Raw genomic sequence first — 18,904 nt, 5'->3', positions numbered from 1 at the left:
CACTCCCATGTCCACCCCTTCCCTCACCCTGCCAGACGGCCGCGTCCTCGCCGTCGACGATCTCACTGTGCGCTTTTCGACTTCCGAGCGCACGGTCGACGCCGTCAAGAATCTCTCGTTCCACGTCGACCATGGCGAAACGCTCGCGGTGGTGGGCGAATCGGGTTCGGGCAAGTCGGTCACGTCGCTCGCGCTGATGCGGCTGGTGGAGCATGGCGGCGGCCGTATCCTCGGCGGACGCATGGCGTTTCGCCGCCGCAATGGCGAAGTGCTCGACCTGGCGCAGGCCCGCGACACCACGATGCGCGGCATTCGCGGCGCGGACATCGCGATGATCTTCCAGGAGCCGATGACCTCGCTCAACCCGGTGTTCACCGCCGGCGAGCAGATTGCAGAGGCCATCCGCATCCATCAGGGCAAGAGCAATGCGGCCGCGCGCGCCGAGGCATTGCGCATGCTGGAGCTGGTGCGCATTCCCGAAGCGCGCAACGTGCTCGACCGCTTTCCGCACCAGCTCTCGGGCGGCATGCGCCAGCGCGTGATGATCGCGATGGCGCTGTCGTGCAAGCCGCAACTGCTGATTGCCGACGAGCCCACCACCGCGCTCGACGTGACCATCCAGGCGCAGATCCTCCAGCTCATCCGCGAGCTTCAGAAAGAGATGCGCATGGGCGTGCTCTTCATCACGCACGACATGGGCGTGGTGGCCGAGATTGCCGACCGCGTGCTGGTGATGTACCGCGGCGACAAGGTGGAAGCCGGCACCTCCGACACCGTGTTTGCCGCGCCGCAGCACCCCTACACCAAGGCGCTGCTGTCGGCGGTGCCCAAGCTGGGCGCGATGCAGGGCACCGACCTGCCGGCCAAGTTCGAGCTGCTGCGCACCGAGGGCAGCCCGGACACCGTGCCGTGCACCAACACCACGCCGCAGACCACGGTTCGCTCAGACGCCGGCCCGATCCTGCGGGTGCGCGACCTGGTGACGCGCTTCGACGTGCGCAGCGGCCTCTTCGGCCGCGTGAAGCGCCGGGTGCACGCGGTCGAGAAGATCAGCTTCGACCTGTATCCCGGCGAGACGCTGGCGCTCGTGGGCGAATCGGGCTGCGGTAAGTCGACAACCGGCCGCTCGCTGCTGCGGCTCGTCGAAAGCCAGAGCGGCGCGATCGAGTTCGGCGGGAAGAACATCCGCGAGCTGCCCACGCGCGAACTGCAGGCGCTGCGCCGCAACATCCAGTTCATCTTCCAGGATCCGTTCGCCTCGCTCGATCCTCGGGTGACGGTCGGCTTCTCGATCATGGAGCCGCTCTTGATCCACGGCATTGCCAAGGGCGCCGAAGCACAGCAGCGCGTCGACTGGCTGCTGCAGAAGGTGGGCCTTTCGCCCGAGGTGGCGCAGCGCTATCCGCACGAGTTCTCCGGCGGCCAGCGCCAGCGCATCGCGATTGCGCGCGCGCTCGCACTCAACCCCAAGGTGGTGGTGGCCGACGAATCGGTGTCGGCGCTGGACGTTTCCATTCAGGCGCAGATCGTCAACCTGATGCTCGACCTGCAGCGCGAACTGGGCGTGGCCTTTCTCTTCATCTCGCACGACATGGCGGTTGTGGAGCGCATCAGCCACCGCGTGGCCGTGATGTACCTCGGCCAGATCGTCGAGATCGGCCCGCGCCGCGCTGTGTTCGAGGCACCGCAGCACGCCTACACCCGCAAGCTGATGGCCGCCGTGCCGGTGGCCGATCCGTCGCGCCGCCACAAGCCGCGCGCGCTCCTCGAAGGCGAGATTCCGAGCCCGATCCGCGCCGTGGGCGACGAGCCCGAGGTGCCGCCGCTGGTGCAAGTGGCGCCCGGGCACTTTGTCGCCCGGCACGCCATTGGCGGCGCCTTCTGATTGATCGACCGATTTTTTCAACCCGCAGGCCCTCCTGCTTTTTTCTCGAACCACCGGAGTTCTTTCCATGAAGCAATCTTCCTCCTCCCTGCGATGGGCATCGGCACTGCTGGGCCTGGCCGCTCTGGCGATGACCGGCACGGCAATGGCCGCGAAAGACGCCGTGCTGTCGATTGGCTACCAGCCCGAAACACTCGACCCGTACAACACCAACACGACCATCACCACGGCCGTGACCAAGACCTTCTATGAAGGCCTGTTCCAGTTCGACAAGGACCTGAAGGTGCAGAACGTTCTGGCCGAAGGCTACGAGGTGTCGAAGGACGGCCTGGTCTACACCATCAAGCTGCGCCAGGGCGTCAAGTTCCATGACGGCACCGACTTCAACGCCGAAGCCGTCAAGTTCACGCTCGACCGTGTGCTGAACCAGGAAAACAAGCTGCTGCGCTACAACCAGTTCAACCGCGTGGGCAAGGTCGAGGCACTCAACCCCACCACCGTGCGCATCACGCTGAAGGAGCCCTTCGGCCCCTTCATCAACTCGCTGGCGCACGCCTCGGCCGCGATGATTTCGCCCACCGCGCTGAAGAAGTGGGGCAACAAGGACATCGCCTTCCACCCTGTGGGTACCGGCCCCTTCGAGTTCGTCGAGTGGAAGCAGACCGAAGCGGTCAAGGCCAAGAAGTTCGACGGCTACTGGAAGAAGGGCTATCCGAAGATCGACAACCTCCAGTGGAAGCCGGTGCTCGAGAACAACACGCGCGCCGCCATGCTGCAGACCGGCGAAGCCGATTTCGCATTTCCGATTCCCTACGAGCAAGCCGAGCTGCTGAAGAAGAGCGACAAGCTCGAAGTGGTGGCCATTCCTTCGATCATCACGCGCTTCCTGGCTTTCAACATGCTGCAGAAGCCCTACGACAACCCGAAGGTGCGCGAAGCCATCGGCTATGCCATCAACAAGGAGGCGCTGGCCAAGGTCGCGTTCGGCGGCTATGCCTTCCCGGCGCAGGGCGTGGTGCCGCAGGGCGTGAAGTACGCCGAGAAGATGGCGCCCATTCCCTATGACCTGAAAAAGGCCAAGGAACTGATGAAGGAAGCGGGCTACCCCGACGGCTTCGAGTCGGTGCTGTGGAGCGCCTACAACAACACCACCAGCCAGAAGACCATCCAGTTCGTGCAGCAGCAGCTCGCACAGATCGGCATCAAGCTGCAGGTGCAGGCGCTAGAAGTGGGCCAGCGCACCGAGCAGGTCGATGCCTGGCCCGACCCCAAGACCGCGAAGGTCCGCATGTACTACACGGGCTGGTCGTCGTCGACCGGCGAAGCCGACTGGGGCCTGCGCCCGCTGTTCGCCTCCGAAGCCTGGGCGCCGAAGCTGAACAACATGTCGTTCTACAAGAGCGAAGTGGTGGACAACGCGCTGGCCAAGGCATTGGTCACCGTGGACGACAAGGAAAAGGCCGCGCTCTACAAGACCGCGCAGGAAGAGATCCGCAAGGACCTGCCACGCGTGCCGCTGGTGACCGAGCAGAACCTGTCGGCGCATTCCAAGCGCCTGTCGGGTGTGTACGTGATGCCTGACGGCAACATCAACATCGACGCGATCGCTGTGAACTGACCCACCCCCGAAGCGGCTCACTTCGTGTAGCCGCCTCCCCCTCGAGGGGCGACACCAGCGGCCCGGCAAAGCCGGTTCCGCGGTGTCCCCCGAAAGGATCCCAGAAGGCCCCCGAGAGCCTTACCGCCTGTATGCCATGCTGAATTACTTTCTCAAACGACTGTTGGGCCTGATCCCGACACTGCTCATCGTGGCAGTGCTGGTGTTCCTGTTCGTCCACATGCTGCCCGGCGATCCGGCGCGCCTTGCCGCCGGCCAGGAGGCCGACGAGCAGACGGTGGCCATGGTTCGCCACGAGCTGGGCCTGGACAAGCCGCTGCCGCAGCAGTTCGTGAGCTTTTTCACCCACATGCTGCAAGGCGACTTCGGCACCTCTATCCGTACGCGGCGGCCGGTGTCGACGGAGATCGGCGAGCGCTTTTTCCCCACGGTGATGCTGACCATCACCAGCATGGTCTGGGCTGTGTTTTTCGGCATGGGCATCGGCATCGTCTCCGCGGTGTTCCGCAACCAATGGCCCGACCGCCTCGGCATGACGCTGGCGGTGTCGGGCATCTCCTTTCCCGCATTTGCACTCGGCATGCTGCTGATGCAGATCTTTTCGGTCCAGCTCGGCTGGCTGCCCACCGTGGGCGCCGCCACCTGGAAGCACTACATCCTGCCCTCGATCACGCTGGGCGCCGCCGTGGCGGCCGTGATGGCACGCTTCACGCGCGCATCGTTCGTCGAGGTGATCCAGGAAGATTTTGTTCGCACCGCACGCGCCAAGGGCGTGCGGGAGCGCACCGTCATCATCAAGCACTGCCTGCGCAACGCGCTGATCCCGGTCGTCACCATGATGGGCCTGCAGTTCGGATTCTTGCTGGGCGGCTCGATCCTGGTCGAGGCGGTCTTCAACTGGCCCGGCCTGGGCCGCCTCTTGGTCGACGCCGTGCAGATGCGCGACTACCCCGTCATCCAGACGCTGGTGCTGCTGTTCTCGCTCGAATTCATCCTGATCAACCTGGTGGTGGATGTGCTGTACGGCTACATCAACCCCACCATCCGCTACAAGTGAGCAAGCAGCCATGACGCAAGCTTCCGGCCTGTCTGCCGCCGAATCCATCGTTTCGCTTTCCCCCGTGGCCGTGGTGCAGACCGCGGGCAAGGTCCGCACGCCCTGGGGCGAATGCTGGCGCCGCTTCAAGAAGCAGCCGGTGGGCATCGTGGCCGCGCTCTTCGTGCTGCTGCTGGTCTTCGTTGCGGTGTTCGCGCCGTGGATCGTGCCCTTCGACGCCGAGAACTTTTTCGACTACGACATGCTGAACACCGGGCCCTCGGCCACGCATTGGTTCGGTGTCGATCCGCTGGGCCGGGACATCTTCAGCCGCATCCTGATGGGCGCGCGCATTTCGCTGATGGCCGGCTTTCTTTCGGTGCTGGTGGGCGGCTTCATCGGCACGGCCTTCGGCCTGCTCGCGGGCTACTACGAAGGCTGGTGGGACCGCATCGTGATGCGAATCTCCGACGTGCTGTTCGCCTTCCCCGGCATCCTGCTGGCGCTGGGCGTGGTCGCCATCCTGGGCAGCAGCATGACCAACGTGGTGGTGGCGGTGTCGGTGTTCAGCGTGCCCGCCTTCGCGCGCCTGGTGCGCGGCAACACGCTGGTGCTGAAGCAGCAGACCTACATCGAGGCGGAGCGCAGCATCGGCGCGTCGGACTGGACCATCATCGTGCGGCACATCCTGCCGGGCACGATCTCGTCGATCGTCGTGTATTTTTCGATGCGTGTGGGCACCTCGATCATCACGGCGGCCAGCCTTTCGTTCCTGGGCATGGGTGCGCAGCCGCCGACGCCCGAATGGGGCGCGATGCTCAGCGAAGCACGCGCCGACATGGTCACCTCGCCGCACGTGGCGCTGTTCCCCAGCCTGGCCATCTTCTTCACGGTGCTGGCCTTCAACCTGCTGGGCGATGCGCTGCGCGACGCACTCGACCCGAAGATCGACCGCGAGTAGCCTGCATTTCTTTCTTCATTCATGGCATCGAATCCCCCCTGCATCGGGAACCTGCTCCAGGGTCCGCGCAACGCAATCACCGACGTGGAAGGCGTGACGGTGGGCCACCGGACGCTTGATGACGGCCCCGTGCAAACCGGTGTGACGGTGATCCGGCCCCATGCCGGCGACCCGTTCCGCGACAAGGTGCCGGCCGCCGCGGTGGTGCTCAACGGCTTCGGCAAGAGCGTGGGGCTGGTGCAGATGGCCGAGCTCGGCGTGCTCGAGACGCCAATCGCGCTCACCAACACCTACTCGGTGGGGGCGGTGGCAACTGCGCAGATCCGCCATTGCGTGGCCGCCAACCCCGAGAGCGGCCGGTCGCTGCCCACGGTCAATCCGCTGGTGTTCGAGTGCAACGACGGTTTTCTCAACGACATCCAGCGCCTGGCCGTGAGCGAGGCCGACTACCTGCATGCGCTCGAAGACGCCGGCAGCGACTTTGCACAAGGCTCCGTGGGGGCCGGGCGCGGCATGTCGTGCTTCCAGCTCAAGGGCGGCATCGGCAGCGCCTCGCGTCGGGTGTCCGCGCAGGATGGCGGCGTGCACACGGTCGGCACGCTGGTGCTGGCCAACTACGGCCGCCCATCGCAATTGGTGCTGGCTGGCCAGGCGGCCGGCCAGCAACTGGTGTCCAGGCTGGCCGCAGAAGGCAGCCGGACATCGAGGGAGCCCGAAAAAGGCTCGATCATCATCGTGGTCGCCACCGACGCGCCGCTGGACGCACGCCAACTGCGCCGGCTGGCCTTGCGCGCGGGCGCCGGCCTGGCGCGTACGGGCTCGGTCTTCGGCCATGGCAGCGGGGACATCGTGCTGGCCTTCTCGACCGCCTGCACGGTGCCCGACCGCGCCGAACGCCCGATGCCGGCCATTGCGCTGGTGCACGAGAGCCTGCTCGACGGCCTGTTCCAGGCCGCGGCCGACAGCACCGAGCAGGCTATTCTTCATGCGCTGTGGCACGCCACGGCCGTGACCGGGCGCGACGGCAACCACCGGCCGACGCTGGCCGAGCTGCTGCCCTCCTCCGTACTTTCTTCTCTCGCACCGCCACACGCCCCATGAAAGTCCTGATCTCCACCGACATCGAAGGCGTAGCCGGCGTTTACCACTCGGAGCAGGTTCGCTCCGGCAACCCCGAGTTCGAGCGCGCCCGGCTACTGATGGCGCAGGAGGCCAATGCAGCCATTGCGGGCGCCTTCGATGCCGGCGCCGTGGAGGTGTTGGTCAACGACTCACACGGCGGCTTTCGCAACATGCCGCCCGACGTGCTCGATGCGCGTGCACGCGTGGTGCAGGGCAAGCCGCGCTACCTGAGCATGGTGGCCGGCGTCGAGGAAGGCGTGGACGCGGTCTGCATGGTCGGCTACCACTCGCGTGCGCAGGGGCGCGGCATCCTGGCGCACACCATCAACAGCTTTGCCTTTGCAGGCATCTGGCTCGGCGACCAGGAGCTGGGCGAGGCCGGGCTCTATGGCGCGCTGGCCGGCGAGTACGGCGCGCCGGTGGTCATGGCCAGTGGGGACGACGTGTTCATCGCCGAGAACCGGCCGCTCTTTCCGCATGCGACCTTTGTCGAGACCAAGCGCGCCACGGGGTTCAACAGCGGCGTGTCGCTGTCGCCCGAGCACTCGCGCGAGGCAATCCGGGCCGGCGTGGCGGAGGCGCTGGCCGGGCGCGCCAACGCAAGCCCGCTGGTCTTCAAGGGCCCGCAGATGGTCACGCTGCGCACCCAGTCGCCGGCCATGGCCGATCTGTTCTGCCAGTGGCCAGCCTTCGAGCGCGTCGACGGCGTGACCTTGCGCTTCACTGCGAACACGGTGGAGGCCGCGGTGCGCATGCTGAACTGCTGTTCAGCAATGTCGTCGATGCTGCGCTAAAAGTATTACTCCCTCTCCCTCCGGGAGAGGGCTGGCGTGAGGGCCGGCAACAGTAAACCTTGCGCAATTGCCCTCTCCCCAAGCAGAGAGTGGACAAACGCGGAACTCCCGCGGGCGTTATCCTTGGTCTTGTGAGAGCACTCTCGCCTTATCCAGAATAAGCATTCAACCGCCCGGAAACCCGCATGGGCGCTGGAGAATAAGCTTATCCGCATAAAGCGCGAACCAAAAAATAGTTTGCTTCCATAAGGCCAGCTTTCAGAATCTCGGCTTCTTGCTGGGGCGCCCCGTTGTACGTGCGGCACCGCACTTCTTCAAGACACACGCACGATGTACCAATACACAGAATTCGATCGCCAGTTCGTCCATCAACGGGCTGCCCAGTTCCGGGACCAGCTCGAGCGCTGGCAAAAAGGCCGTCTCCACGAAGACGAGTTCCGCCCCCTGCGCCTGCAAAACGGCTGGTACGTGCAGCGCTACGCACCGATGCTGCGCGTGGCCGTGCCCTATGGCGAGCTTTCGAGCCGCCAGCTGCGCGTGCTGGCGCGCATTGCCCGCGAGTACGACGAGCCCGAGGCCGAGGTCTACAAGAAGGCGCTAGAAACCCAGGGCCTGCTCGGCACCCACAAGCTGCCCACGCACTACGCCCACTTCTCGACGCGCCAGAACGTCCAGTACAACTGGATTCCGCTTTCCAAGTCGGCCGACGTGATGGACCTCCTGGCTTCAGTCGACATGCACGGCATCCAGACCAGCGGCAATTGCATTCGCAACATCACGAGCGACGAGCGCGCCGGCATCGCGATCGACGAGATCGCCGATCCGCGCCCCTTCGCGGAAATCATGCGCCAGTGGAGCACGCTGCACCCTGAATTCGCCTTTTTGCCGCGCAAGTTCAAGATCGCCATCACCGGCGCCACCGAAGACCGGGCCGCCACCGGCTGGCACGACGTGGGCCTGCACGTGGTGAAACACGAGGCCGGCGATGCATCACAAAACATCGCCCCTGGCGATGTGGGCTTCCGCGTGCAGGTGGGCGGCGGCATGGGCCGCACGCCCATCATCGGCACCGTGCTGCGCGAGTTCCTGCCCTGGCAGCAGATCATGAATTACCTCGAAGCGGTGATCCGGGTCTACAACCGCTATGGCCGCCGCGACAACATCTACAAGGCGCGCATCAAGATCCTGGTGAAGGCCGAAGGCCAGCGCTACATCGACGACGTCGAGGCCGAGTACAAGCAGATCCTCGAGCACGACGGCGCACCGCACACCATCACGCAGGAAGAGTACGACCGCGTGGCCGCCTCCTTCGTGCCCCCGACGCTCGCCACCCGCGTGCTGCAAAGCGCCGAGAAGACTGACGCCGAGCTGCGCACCCACGCCGCGGACGACGTGCAGTTCGCCCGCTGGCTGGCCCGCAACGTGGCCCCACACAAGAACCCCGCGCTGCGCGCTGTCACGTTGTCGTTCAAGCGCCTGAAGCAGGCACCCGGCGATGCCTCGGCCGACCAGCTCGACACGCTCGCCGTGCTGGCCGACCGCTTCTCGGCCGGCGAAGCCCGCGTCACGCACGACCAGAACATCGTGCTGCCCTGGGTGCATGCTGAAGACCTGCATGCGCTGTGGCTTGCCGCCCGCGCCGCCGGCTTTGCCAGCGCCAACGTGCATCTGCTGACCGACATGATCGCCTGCCCCGGCGGCGATTTCTGCTCGCTGGCGAACGCACGTTCCATTCCGATTGCCGAAGCGATCACCGAGCGCTACCAGGACCTCGACGAGCTCGACGACCTGGGCGAGATCGACCTGCACATCAGCGGCTGCATCAATTCGTGCGGCCACCATCACAGCGGCCACATCGGCATCCTCGGCGTCGACAAGGACGGCAAGGAGTGGTACCAGGTGTCGCTGGGCGGCTCCGACGGCTCCGCACTCAGCGGCACCCCGCAAGCGGGCAAGGCGGTCGGCCCCTCGTTCTCGGCTGCCGAAGTGCCGGGCGTGATCGAGGCCGTACTCACCACGTATCGCGACACCCGCGAAGGCGGCGAAACCTTCATCGACACCCTGCGCCGCGTCGGCCACGACCCATTCAAGGCCGCCGCCAACGGTGCGCGCTTCAAGGTGGAGGAAGCAGCATGAACCGGAAACTGAACATCCTGGCCGCCGAAGAGCACATCGACGACGGCGACCCGAAGGTTCTGCAGCTGCCGAACGATGCCGATCCGCTCGCCATCGAGGTGTGCCTGGAAGACATCGAGCGCATCGACCTGAGCTTTCCGAAGTTCACCGATGGCCGCGCCTACAGCCAGGCATTTTTGCTGCGCCGCCGCCTCGGCTTCAAGGGCGACATCCGCGCCACCGGCGATGTGCTGATCGACCAGCTGGTGCAGATGGAACGCACCGGTTTCTCCAGCGCCGTGCTCAAGGAAGGCGTGGACGCCACCGACGCGCAGCGCCAGTTCGACCGCTTTTCCGCCTTCTACCAAGGCGATGCGGTAAAGACCGCACCGCACTTTGCCGCCGGCGCCTGAGCCCGCTTGGAAATTTAGACATGAGCATCGCCACGGACATCGACTTCGCGCGCATCAACACCGAACTCGGCCGCAACTCCGAGGGCCTGGTGGACTGGGCGATCGGCCTCGGCCAGCCTTCGATCATCACCACCAACTTCCGCCCGTTCGAGGCCGTGATCCTGCACATGGTCACGCGCGCAAAGCGGGATGTTCCCGTCATCTGGATGGACAACGGCTACAACACCGAGGCCACCTACCGCTTTGCCGACGAGGTGACGAAGCTGCTGGGCCTGGACTTGCACATCTACCTGCCGCGCCGCTCGCGTGCGCATCGTGAGGCGGTGGAAGGCCCGACCCCGGCGCTCGACGATCCGCGCCATGCCGCTTTCACGGAAGAGGTGAAGCTGGAGCCTTTTGCCCGCGCGCTGCGCGAAACGGCACCGAAGGTCTGGTTCACCGCGCTTCGGGCCACCGACACGGCCGTGCGCGCGCAGATGGACCCGGTCAGCGTCAATCCGGACGGCCTGATCAAGGTCGCGCCGCTGCTGCACTGGTCGTCGAAGGAGCTGTACGCCTACTGCGAGGCGCATGGCCTGCCCAACAACTTCGACTACGTGGACCCGACCAAGGGCGAAGACAACCGCGAGTGCGGATTGCATCTTGAGCATTGAACGCCAACGCCGCACCGAATCTTCGTATTCCGCACCCCATCCGATGAACGCCCGTACCGAAACCGAACTGCTGGTGCCGCCCATGCACTCTCCCGCGCACCTGTCCAACACCCACCTCGACGCGCTCGAGGAAGAAACCATCTTCATCCTGCGCGAAGTCGCGGCCGCTTTCGAGCGCCCCACCCTGCTGTTCTCGGGCGGCAAGGATTCGCTGGTGCTCTTGAAGTGCGCCGAAAAGGCGTTTGGCGCGGGCCGCATTCCGTATCCGCTCTTGATGATCGACACGGGCCACAACTTCCCCGAAGTGACGGCCTACCGCGATCAGCGCGCCACGGAGCTGGGCGCCGAGCTCATCGTGCGCAGCGTCGAGGACTCAATGGCGCGCGGCACCGTGCGCCTGGCGCATCCCGGCGAGTCGCGCAACGCGCACCAGTCGGTCACGCTGCTCGAGGCGATTGAAGAATTCCGCTTCGACGCGCTGATTGGTGGCGCCCGCCGCGACGAAGAAAAAGCACGCGCCAAGGAACGCATCTTTTCGCACCGCGATTCCTTCGGCCAGTGGCAGCCCAAGGACCAGCGCCCCGAACTCTGGACGCTGTTCAACACGCGACTGGCGCCGGGCGAGCACTTTCGCGTGTTCCCGATCTCGAACTGGACCGAACTCGACGTGTGGCAATACATCGAGCGCGAGCACGTCGGCCTGCCGTCGATCTACTACACGCACAAGCGCGAAGTGGTCGAGCGACGCGGCCTGCTGGTGCCCGTGACCGGACTCACCCCGGCGCGCGACGGCGAAACGGTGCAAGTGCGCGACGTGCGCTTTCGCACCGTGGGCGACATCACGACCACCTGCCCGGTCGAGAGCCTGGCCGCCGATGCGGGCGACGTGGTGCTGGAGACGCTGTCGGTCGACGTCAGCGAACGCGGCGCGACCCGGATGGACGACATGACCTCCGAAGCATCCATGGAAAAACGCAAGAAAGACGGTTACTTCTGATGAGCGCGACGACCACTGCAATCCCCGTCACAGCCGACATTCACGGCGACACCGGCACCGCCCTGCGCTTCATCACCTGCGGTTCCGTGGACGATGGCAAGAGCACGCTGATCGGCCGTCTGCTGGTCGACAGCAAGACCGTGCTGCAAGATCAGCTCGCTGGCGTGCAGCGCGGCGGCGAAACCGATCTGGCGCTGTTGACCGACGGTCTCTCGGCGGAGCGCGAACAGGGCATCACGATCGACGTGGCCTACCGCTACTTCTCGACAGCCAAGCGCAAGTTCATCATCGGCGACGCGCCGGGCCATGAGCAATACACCCGCAACATGGTCACCGCCGCCTCGGCCGCCGATGCCGCCGTGGTGCTGGTCGATGCCACCAAGCTGGCCTGGGCCGCCGAAGTGGAAGACGGTACCGTGGTCAAGCGCGAGCTGCTGCCGCAGACGCGCCGCCACACGCTGCTGGCCCATCTGCTGCGCGTGCAGTCGATCGTTTTCGCGATCAACAAGCTCGACGCCATCGAGGACGCCGCCCTGGCTTTCGAGCGCATCTCGACCGCGCTGAACGCGTTCGCCGAAGCGGCGGGCGTCGAAGTTGCCGGCATCGTGCCCATCTCGGCCCTCAAGGGCTGGAACGTGGCCACGCGCCATGCCGACTGGGTGGGCTACGAAGGCCCGAGCCTGCTCGAGCTGCTCGAAGAACTGCCGGTCACCGCGCAGGACGAGGCAGTGCCCTTCGCCTTTCCGGTGCAGTGGGTCGAAAAATTCTCGTCTTCGGCCGACACCTCGCAGGGCCGGCGCGTGTTCTGGGGCCGCGTGGCTTCCGGCCATGTGGAACCCGGCCAGCGCGTGACCGTGCTGCCGAGCAACCAGACCGCTACGGTTGCGCAGGTGCTGAGCCACACGAGGCAACCGAAGGCAGTGCATGCAGGCCACAGTGCCGGCATCGTGCTCGACCGCGAACTCGACGTGTCGCGCGGCGACTGGCTGCTGGCGCCCGGCGCCTTCGAGCCGGTGCGTGAAATCACCGCCACCGTGGCCTGGCTCGACGACGAGCCGCTGGTCGCGGGCCGCGTGTATTGGGCGCTGCAAGGCCACCGCTGGGTCAAGGCCAAGGTGGCGCGCATCGTCGATCGCGTGAACATCACGACGCTCGAATCGGAGCCCGCAACGCAGCTGGAAGCCAATTCCATCGGCGACGTGGTGCTGGCGCTGCAGCAGCCGCTGGCCGTGTTGCCCTTCACGCAATCGCGTGCATTGGGCTCCCTGGTGCTGGTCGATACGGCCTCGCACAAGACCGCTGCTGCCGTGCTCGTGCAGCCTGCCGCCGCAAAGGCCTAAAATCTGGGGTTTTCCCCGATCAAACTGACGCTAAAAGACAAATGACCCACGTCGTCTCTGAAGCCTGCATCCGCTGCAAATACACCGACTGCGTGGACGTATGCCCCGTGGATTGCTTCCGCGAAGGCCCCAACATGCTGGTGATCGACCCGGACGAATGCATCGATTGCGCGGTCTGCATCCCCGAGTGCCCGGTCAATGCAATCTACGCCGAGGAAGACCTCCCGGCCAACCAGATCGCTTTCATCAAGCTCAACGCGGAGCTTGCGCTGGCCGACGGCTGGAAGAGCATCACCAAGCGCAAGCCAGCCCTCCCCGACGCCGAAGAGTGGAAAGACAAGACCGACAAGATCGGGGAGCTGGTGCGCTGAGCACCTCGGCAGTCCCCATTGAAATCGACGCCCTGATCGTCGGTGCTGGCCCTGTCGGCCTGTTCCAGGCCTTCCAGCTGGGCCTGCTTGAGATCTCCTGCCACATCGTCGATGCGCTGCCCGCCGCGGGCGGCCAGTGCGTGGCGCTCTATGGCGACAAGCCGATCTACGACATTCCCGGCACGCCGGTCACCAGCGGACGCGGCCTCGCGCAATCGCTGCTGGAGCAGGTGGCGCCGTTCAAACCGCAGTTCCATTTCGGTGAGCAGGTCGCCACGCTGGAGCGACAAGCCGACGAACGCCTGCTGCTGACGACCTCGGCCGGCACAGCCTTCCTGGCCAAGACGGTGTTCATCGCAGCGGGTGTTGGCGCCTTCGTGCCCAAGCGCATCACGGTCGAAGGCATCGCGCAGTTCGAAGGCACTTCTCTTTTCTATCACCCCGAATCGCTGGACCGCTTTGCGGGTCAGACGGTGGTGGTGAACGGGGGCGACGATGTCGCGCTCGAAACCGCGGTTGCGCTCACGAGCATCGCGAAGCAGGTCACGCTGGTCCACCGGCGCGATGGCTTCCAGGCCGATGAGACGAATATCGCCGCGATGCGCGCCCTCGTGGCCGCGGGCAAGCTGGCCTTCAAGGTCGGCCAGCCCACCGCGTTCGACGGCAAGCAACTGCAGATCACCACGCCCGACGCAACGACCATCGACCTGCCGCTCGACGCGCTGGTCGCCTGCCTGGGCATTTCGCCGCGCCTGGGCCCCATTGCCGACTGGGGCCTGGAGCTCGAGCGCAAGCAAGTGCCGGTCGACACCGAAAAATACGAAACCCGCGAGCGCGGCGTGTTCGCGGTGGGCGACATCAACACCTACCCAGGCAAGAAGAAACTCATCGTCTGCGGCTTCCACGAAGCCACGCTGGCGGCCTGGGGCGCCACCGCCATCGTGTTCCCGGGCAAGGCGGTGCCGCTGCAGTACACGACCACCAGCACGCGGTTGCACGAGCTGCTGGGCGTCGCTGGCACTACTTCCCGCTAGGCAGCAGCGTCCGGTATTCGCCGATGAAACCGCCGATGGCGGCGACGAAGCGGTCGATGTCCGCGTCTGCCAACGGCAGCGACAGCACGATGAAGCCGCGCGGCGACGCGTAGATGCCTTGGCTCAGCAGGTGGAAGAACAGCAGCTGGCGCAGGCGCCCATCGACCATCGCCAGATCGTTCACGCGCAACACTTCACCGCTCAGGAAATGCGCATTCATCAGCGAGCCCACGCCGGTGAACTGCATGGCCACACCCTCTTTCGAACACAAGACATTGAGCCGCGCACGCATCGCTTCGCCGCGCTCTGCCAGCTTGCCCGCAGCCTCGGGCGTGAAAAGCTTCGTGAGGCCCGCATACCCCGCCGCCATCGTCATGACGTTGTTGTTGAAGGTGCCTGAATGCGCAAGCGCGCCGGTGCGCGGATCGAACTGCGCCATCACGTCCGCACGCCCGCCGAAAGCGCCGAAGGACATGCCTCCGCCGATGTACTTGCCCAGCGTGGTGAGGTCGGACTGGATGCCGAGCTTGTTGGCCAGGCCGTGCGGCGCAAGGCGTGATGTCATGACCTCGTCGAAGATCAGCAGTGCGCCAACCTGCGTGGCCGCTTCGCGCAGCGCCTGCAGAAAATCGAGGCGGCCTGGAATGCAGCCGCTCGCGCCCTGCATCGGTTCGACCAGGATGGCGGCGATCTCGGGGCCGTACTTCTGGATCTGCTCGCTCGCAAGCTGCGCGTCGTTGTAGGGCAGCACGAGGAAGTCGAAAGGCACGGTCGTCGGCGAAGGCTTGTCGCCAAAGCCGAGCACGCCGCCGTGATAGCCGCCCGAGAACACCACTATCTTTCGCCGCCCGGTGAAGTGCAGCGCGGCTGTGAGCGCCATCAGGTTCGCCTCGGTGCCCGAGTTGGTGAAGCGCAATTGCTCGATCTGCGGGAAGCGCTCGCAGATGGTCCTGGCGAGCCGCCCCTCGAGCAGGTTGTGCCCGGTGAGATTGATGCCGCTCTTCATCGCCTCGATGACGGCATCGCGAATCTCGGGCGCCGAGTGGCCATAGACACCGGCCGTGTACTCGGCGATGAAGTCGGCATAGCGGTGGCCGTCGGCATCCCACAGCGCCGCGCCCTCGCCCTTGGCGATGGTGAGCGGAAACGGCGCGTAGAAAAGCACCGAGCGGCTGTTGGCGCCGGGCATGTAGCGCGCCTGCTCGTCGAACTGGCGCCAGCTGGCCGGGTTGCTGTCGGTGAAGCGTTGATACGCACCGGCGAGGGCTTGGTCGATGGCAGCGTCGATCATGGAGCGGTCCTTGAAAGGGTGGGGGTTGGCCTTCTGGCCCGATTAATTGCTCAATGCTCAATTAATATTATTTATACAATCAATTTCCTCGCGACACAATGGCGCCATCCATGAAAAAGCCCCCTCCCCAGCCCAAACCCAAGACCGCCGGCCGGCCTACCGGCGGCGGCGCGCTGTCGAAGCAGCGCATCGCCGAAGCCGCCCTGGCGCACATCGACGAATTCGGCTTGGGCGCCTTCAGCATGCGCGAGATCGCATCGCAGCTCAGCGTCTACCCGGCCACGGTGCATTGGCACGTCAGCACCCGCGAAGCCCTGCTCGCCGAGGTGGCCGCCAGCGTCATGGCCGAGGTCACACCGCCGCCGGGCAAACAGACATGGCAGGAATGGATCGCCGAGCTGTTCCGCCGCTGCCGCGCCGCGGTGCGCCGCCACCCGAACGTGGCGCAGCTGCTGGGCGCGCAGCTGGTGTCGAACGGCAGCCTGCCGATCGCGCTGGTCGAAGGCGTGCTCGCGGCCCTGGTCGAGGCCGGCTTCGAGGGCCAGCCGCTGCTGGAGGCCTACAACTGCGTGATCGCGGCCATGCTGGGCTTCGTGACGATGGAGTTCTCGCCCCTGCCCTCGGACAACACTCAGGCCTGGGCCGAAGAGTTGCGCGAGCGCGTCCACACCATCCGGCCGCTCGACCACCCGGTGCTCACCCGCAACCTGCCGCTGCTGGCCAACAAGGCCTTCATCGTGCGCTGGGACAACGGCACCACCGTGCCGCTGGACAGCAGCTTCGAGCGGCATATCCAGATCACCATCGATGGGCTGGAAGCCTTCGCGCGCAGGGTCAAGGGCCCGTAGCCGGGTCCACCAACTCCTCGATGCGGCTTGCCACGTTGATCACATCACCGAGCGCGGTGTACGAGAGCCAGGGCAATAGCGGCTAGGCGCCCGGGAAACCCGGCTCGATCGCAGGAAGATCGAAGGCGCTGACCCTCGGCGGGTTTGCACACTTCTCGATCTGCACCAGCACGGTCTGCGCGACCGAAGACTGCGTGAGGCGCGACGTTCCCTTGTCCATCGTCACCACGTTGGGGTTGCCGTGCTTCTCGACGGAGCATGGCGCCGACGGGGTCTCAGGGTCGAACCATGCACCCGTCGCCACCTGAAGCACGCCCGGCATCAGGTCGCACGAGATCACGGCCGATGCGAGGAAGGCGCCGCGGTCGTTGAAGACCCTCACGACATCGCCAGCGGCAATGCCGTAGCGCTGTGCGTCCGATGCATGCATCGTCAGGGGTTCCCGCCCGCCCACCTTCGTCGCGCGGCTGACGGCGCCCGCATCCATCTGGCTGTGCAGCCGCCCCTTCGGCTGGTTCGACAGCAGGTGAAACGGAAATCGCGCGACGCACTCGCCGCCGAGCCATTCGGCGGGTTCGAGCCACGTGGGATGCGGCGGGCAGTCGTCGTAGCCGAAGGCTTCGATCCGACGCGAGAAGAGTTCGATCTTTCCCGAGGGCGTGGCGAGCTTGTTCGCCACGGGGTCGTCGCGAAAGGCCGAGAGGAACAGCGGCGGCTCCCCGGCCATCGGAAACTCGTAGCTGCCCGTCTCCCAGAACTCGTCGAACGCCGGCGGCGAGAAACCCAACTCGAAGGCGCGTGCGCGGGCCTGCGTGTACATGTGGCGGAGCCACCCCATCTCGTCGCGCCCCTCGGTGTAGGCCTGCCTGAAGCCCAGCCGGTCCGAGAGGTCCGCGAAGACGTCCATGTCGTTGCGTGCCCCACCCACCGGATCGATGACCTTGCGCATTGCGATGTAGTGGCGCTGCAGATCGGTCGCCAGGATGTCGTTGCGCTCCATCGTGGTCGTGGCGGGCAGCACGATGTCGGCGTACTTCGAAGGCGGGTTCCACCAGGGCTCGTGCACCACCACCATCTCGGGCTTGCGCCACGCCTGCACGAAGCGGTTCAGGTTCGTGTTGTGGTGAAAGGGATTGCCGCCCACGGAATAGATGAGCTTGATGTCCGGCATCCGGATCGTCGTGCCGTTGAATTCGAGTTCGCTGCCGGGGTTGAGCAGCATGTCGGCGACGCGCCCCACCGGCACGAAGCTGCGCACGGGGTTCTTCCCCAGCGAAAGGGTCGGACGGGGAATGCCGTCGGGCCGGCTCGTCGTGATCCCGTTGACTGCGCCGAACCCCAGGCTGAAGCCGCCGCCGGGCAAGCCGATCTGCCCGAGCATCGATGCGAGCGCCACCGTCGCCCACACCGGCTGTTCGCCGTGGTCGGCACGCTGGATGGACCAGCTGGTGGTCACTAGCGTGCGGCAGCGCGCCATCCGCAATGCGAGGTCTTCGATGGTCTGCGCGGACACGCCGGTGATGGCCGAGGCCCAGGCGGCGTTCTTCGCCACGCCGTCGTCCTGTCCGAGCAGGTAGCGTTCGAAGGCGGCGTAGCCTTCGCAGTGCGTCGCGAGAAAGCCGGCGTCGTATAAGCCGTGCGCGACCAGCGCGTGCGCCATGCCGAGCATCATCGCGACGTCGGTGTTGGGGCGGATCGGAATCCAGTCAGCGCGAAGCCCCTGCGTCATGTCGTCGCGCGACGGGCTGATGTTGACGAACCTCACGCGCGATGCGGCGGCACGCGCGATCCAGCCGGCATTCTCATGTGTCACGGCGCCGCCGGCGTCGATCTGCATGTTCTTCGTGTGCGCTCCGCCGAACATCACCACGAGTTCGGAATGCGCGACGATCGACGACCACGGAACGACCATCGCGGTGATGTCGTTGTCGCCGGTGACGTAGGGCATCACGCCCAGCGCCGCGCCGAAGCTGTGGTTGCCGCGCTTGTCGACGTAGCCGCCGAAGAGGCCGAGAAAGCGCTTGAGCACGCTGGGCGAATGGTGCAGCCGCCCTGCACTCGCCCAGCCGTAGGAGCCGCCGTAGATCGACTCGTTGCCGTGCGCCGATCTGATGCGCTGCATGCCGTCCACGACGAGGTCCAGCGCGGTGTCCCAGGAAACCGGCACGAAGGCTTCGGCGCCCCGGCCCTGCGTGGAGCGCTCCCGGTTCTTGAGATAGCCCGAGCGGACGTAAGGCTGGTCGATTCGCAGCGGGCTGCGCACCATATCGGGCAGGCTCCCGATGAGCACGGAGGGCGATGGGTCGCTCCCGAAGGGAATGCTCGAGGCGAGTTCGCCGGACGCCGACACCTCGACCGAGTACACGCCCCAATGCGAGGCGGTCTGGATGGTTTTGTTCGCAACGCTCGTCATGCGGCTTACTCCT

General features: G+C 65.7%; 16 protein-coding genes. 14 read left to right on the top strand and 2 right to left on the bottom strand.

Translation table 11 applies throughout. The features are described 5' to 3' along the window. Positions 1–7: 7 nt before the first annotated feature. From BLR24_RS17950 to BLR24_RS17890, 13 genes are all read left to right on the top strand, one after another. Positions 8–1,885 carry a dipeptide ABC transporter ATP-binding protein gene (locus tag BLR24_RS17950; RefSeq protein ID WP_093019296.1) on the top strand — a complete coding sequence of 626 codons (1,878 nt, stop codon included), beginning with the start codon at positions 8–10 and terminating at the stop codon, positions 1,883–1,885. 67 nt (positions 1,886–1,952) lie between these two features. Next, on the top strand, positions 1,953–3,503 hold the full coding sequence (gene gsiB, locus BLR24_RS17945; RefSeq protein ID WP_093019294.1) for a glutathione ABC transporter substrate-binding protein GsiB: 1,551 nt from the start codon (positions 1,953–1,955) through the stop codon (positions 3,501–3,503). Between the two features lie 136 nt (positions 3,504–3,639). Beyond that, positions 3,640–4,560 (top strand): glutathione ABC transporter permease GsiC, encoded by a 921-nt coding sequence (gsiC, locus tag BLR24_RS17940; RefSeq protein WP_093019292.1) that lies wholly within the window; start codon positions 3,640–3,642, stop codon positions 4,558–4,560. 10 nt (positions 4,561–4,570) lie between these two features. Continuing rightward, a complete protein-coding gene (gene gsiD / locus BLR24_RS17935; RefSeq protein WP_093019290.1) occupies positions 4,571–5,500 on the top strand; it encodes a glutathione ABC transporter permease GsiD in 930 nt (309 codons plus the stop codon). Between the two features lie 21 nt (positions 5,501–5,521). Next, positions 5,522–6,601, top strand: a complete 1,080-nt coding sequence (locus tag BLR24_RS17930) for a DmpA family aminopeptidase (protein WP_093019289.1) — start codon at positions 5,522–5,524, stop codon at positions 6,599–6,601. After that, positions 6,598–7,416, top strand: a complete 819-nt coding sequence (locus BLR24_RS17925; protein ID WP_093019287.1) for a M55 family metallopeptidase — start codon at positions 6,598–6,600, stop codon at positions 7,414–7,416. Before BLR24_RS17930 ends, BLR24_RS17925 begins: the two co-directional genes overlap by 4 nt. A gap of 330 nt (positions 7,417–7,746) precedes the next feature. Further along, on the top strand, positions 7,747–9,552 hold the full coding sequence (locus tag BLR24_RS17920; RefSeq protein WP_093019285.1) for a nitrite/sulfite reductase: 1,806 nt from the start codon (positions 7,747–7,749) through the stop codon (positions 9,550–9,552). After that, the gene (locus BLR24_RS17915) at positions 9,549–9,944 is read left to right on the top strand and encodes a DUF934 domain-containing protein (RefSeq protein ID WP_093019283.1); all 396 of its coding nucleotides are present in this window, start codon (positions 9,549–9,551) and stop codon (positions 9,942–9,944) included. The genes BLR24_RS17920 and BLR24_RS17915 overlap by 4 nt, the downstream gene beginning before the upstream one ends. A 20-nt stretch (positions 9,945–9,964) precedes the next feature. Beyond that, positions 9,965–10,597 (top strand): phosphoadenosine phosphosulfate reductase domain-containing protein, encoded by a 633-nt coding sequence (locus BLR24_RS17910; RefSeq protein WP_093019281.1) that lies wholly within the window; start codon positions 9,965–9,967, stop codon positions 10,595–10,597. Between the two features lie 43 nt (positions 10,598–10,640). Next, positions 10,641–11,594, top strand: coding sequence for a sulfate adenylyltransferase subunit CysD (gene cysD, locus BLR24_RS17905; protein ID WP_093019279.1), 954 nt, complete (start codon positions 10,641–10,643; stop codon positions 11,592–11,594). After that, entirely contained in the window at positions 11,594–12,934 is a 1,341-nt protein-coding gene (locus BLR24_RS17900; RefSeq protein ID WP_093019277.1) for a sulfate adenylyltransferase subunit 1, read from the top strand. The genes cysD and BLR24_RS17900 overlap by 1 nt, the downstream gene beginning before the upstream one ends. 41 nt (positions 12,935–12,975) lie before the next feature. After that, complete coding sequence (gene fdxA / locus BLR24_RS17895; protein ID WP_055806301.1) at positions 12,976–13,305, top strand: ferredoxin FdxA; 330 nt, start codon at positions 12,976–12,978, stop codon at positions 13,303–13,305. Then, the gene (locus BLR24_RS17890; protein WP_093019275.1) at positions 13,263–14,339 is read left to right on the top strand and encodes an NAD(P)/FAD-dependent oxidoreductase; all 1,077 of its coding nucleotides are present in this window, start codon (positions 13,263–13,265) and stop codon (positions 14,337–14,339) included. The genes fdxA and BLR24_RS17890 overlap by 43 nt, the downstream gene beginning before the upstream one ends. Here the strand turns inward: BLR24_RS17890 and BLR24_RS17885 are convergent. Then, the gene (locus BLR24_RS17885; RefSeq protein WP_093019273.1) at positions 14,326–15,630 is read right to left on the bottom strand and encodes an aspartate aminotransferase family protein; all 1,305 of its coding nucleotides are present in this window, start codon (positions 15,628–15,630) and stop codon (positions 14,326–14,328) included. The genes BLR24_RS17890 and BLR24_RS17885 overlap by 14 nt on opposite strands. A 110-nt stretch (positions 15,631–15,740) precedes the next feature. Here BLR24_RS17885 and BLR24_RS17880 point away from each other — a divergent pair, with 110 nt between their 5' ends. Then, positions 15,741–16,478: a TetR/AcrR family transcriptional regulator gene (locus BLR24_RS17880; RefSeq protein WP_093019271.1), complete on the top strand. Its 738-nt coding sequence runs from the start codon at positions 15,741–15,743 to the stop codon at positions 16,476–16,478. A gap of 82 nt (positions 16,479–16,560) precedes the next feature. Here BLR24_RS17880 and BLR24_RS17875 read toward each other — a convergent pair whose 3' ends face one another. Continuing rightward, positions 16,561–18,891, bottom strand: a complete 2,331-nt coding sequence (locus BLR24_RS17875; protein WP_093019269.1) for a molybdopterin-dependent oxidoreductase — start codon at positions 18,889–18,891, stop codon at positions 16,561–16,563. Positions 18,892–18,904 lie beyond the last annotated feature (13 nt).

It is taken from the genome of Variovorax sp. OV700 (assembly GCF_900099805.1).
Taxonomy (GTDB): Bacteria; Pseudomonadota; Gammaproteobacteria; order Burkholderiales; family Burkholderiaceae_C; genus Variovorax.
Note: the sequence above shows the minus strand (reverse complement) of the source record. Positions and strands in the feature narration are given on the sequence as shown.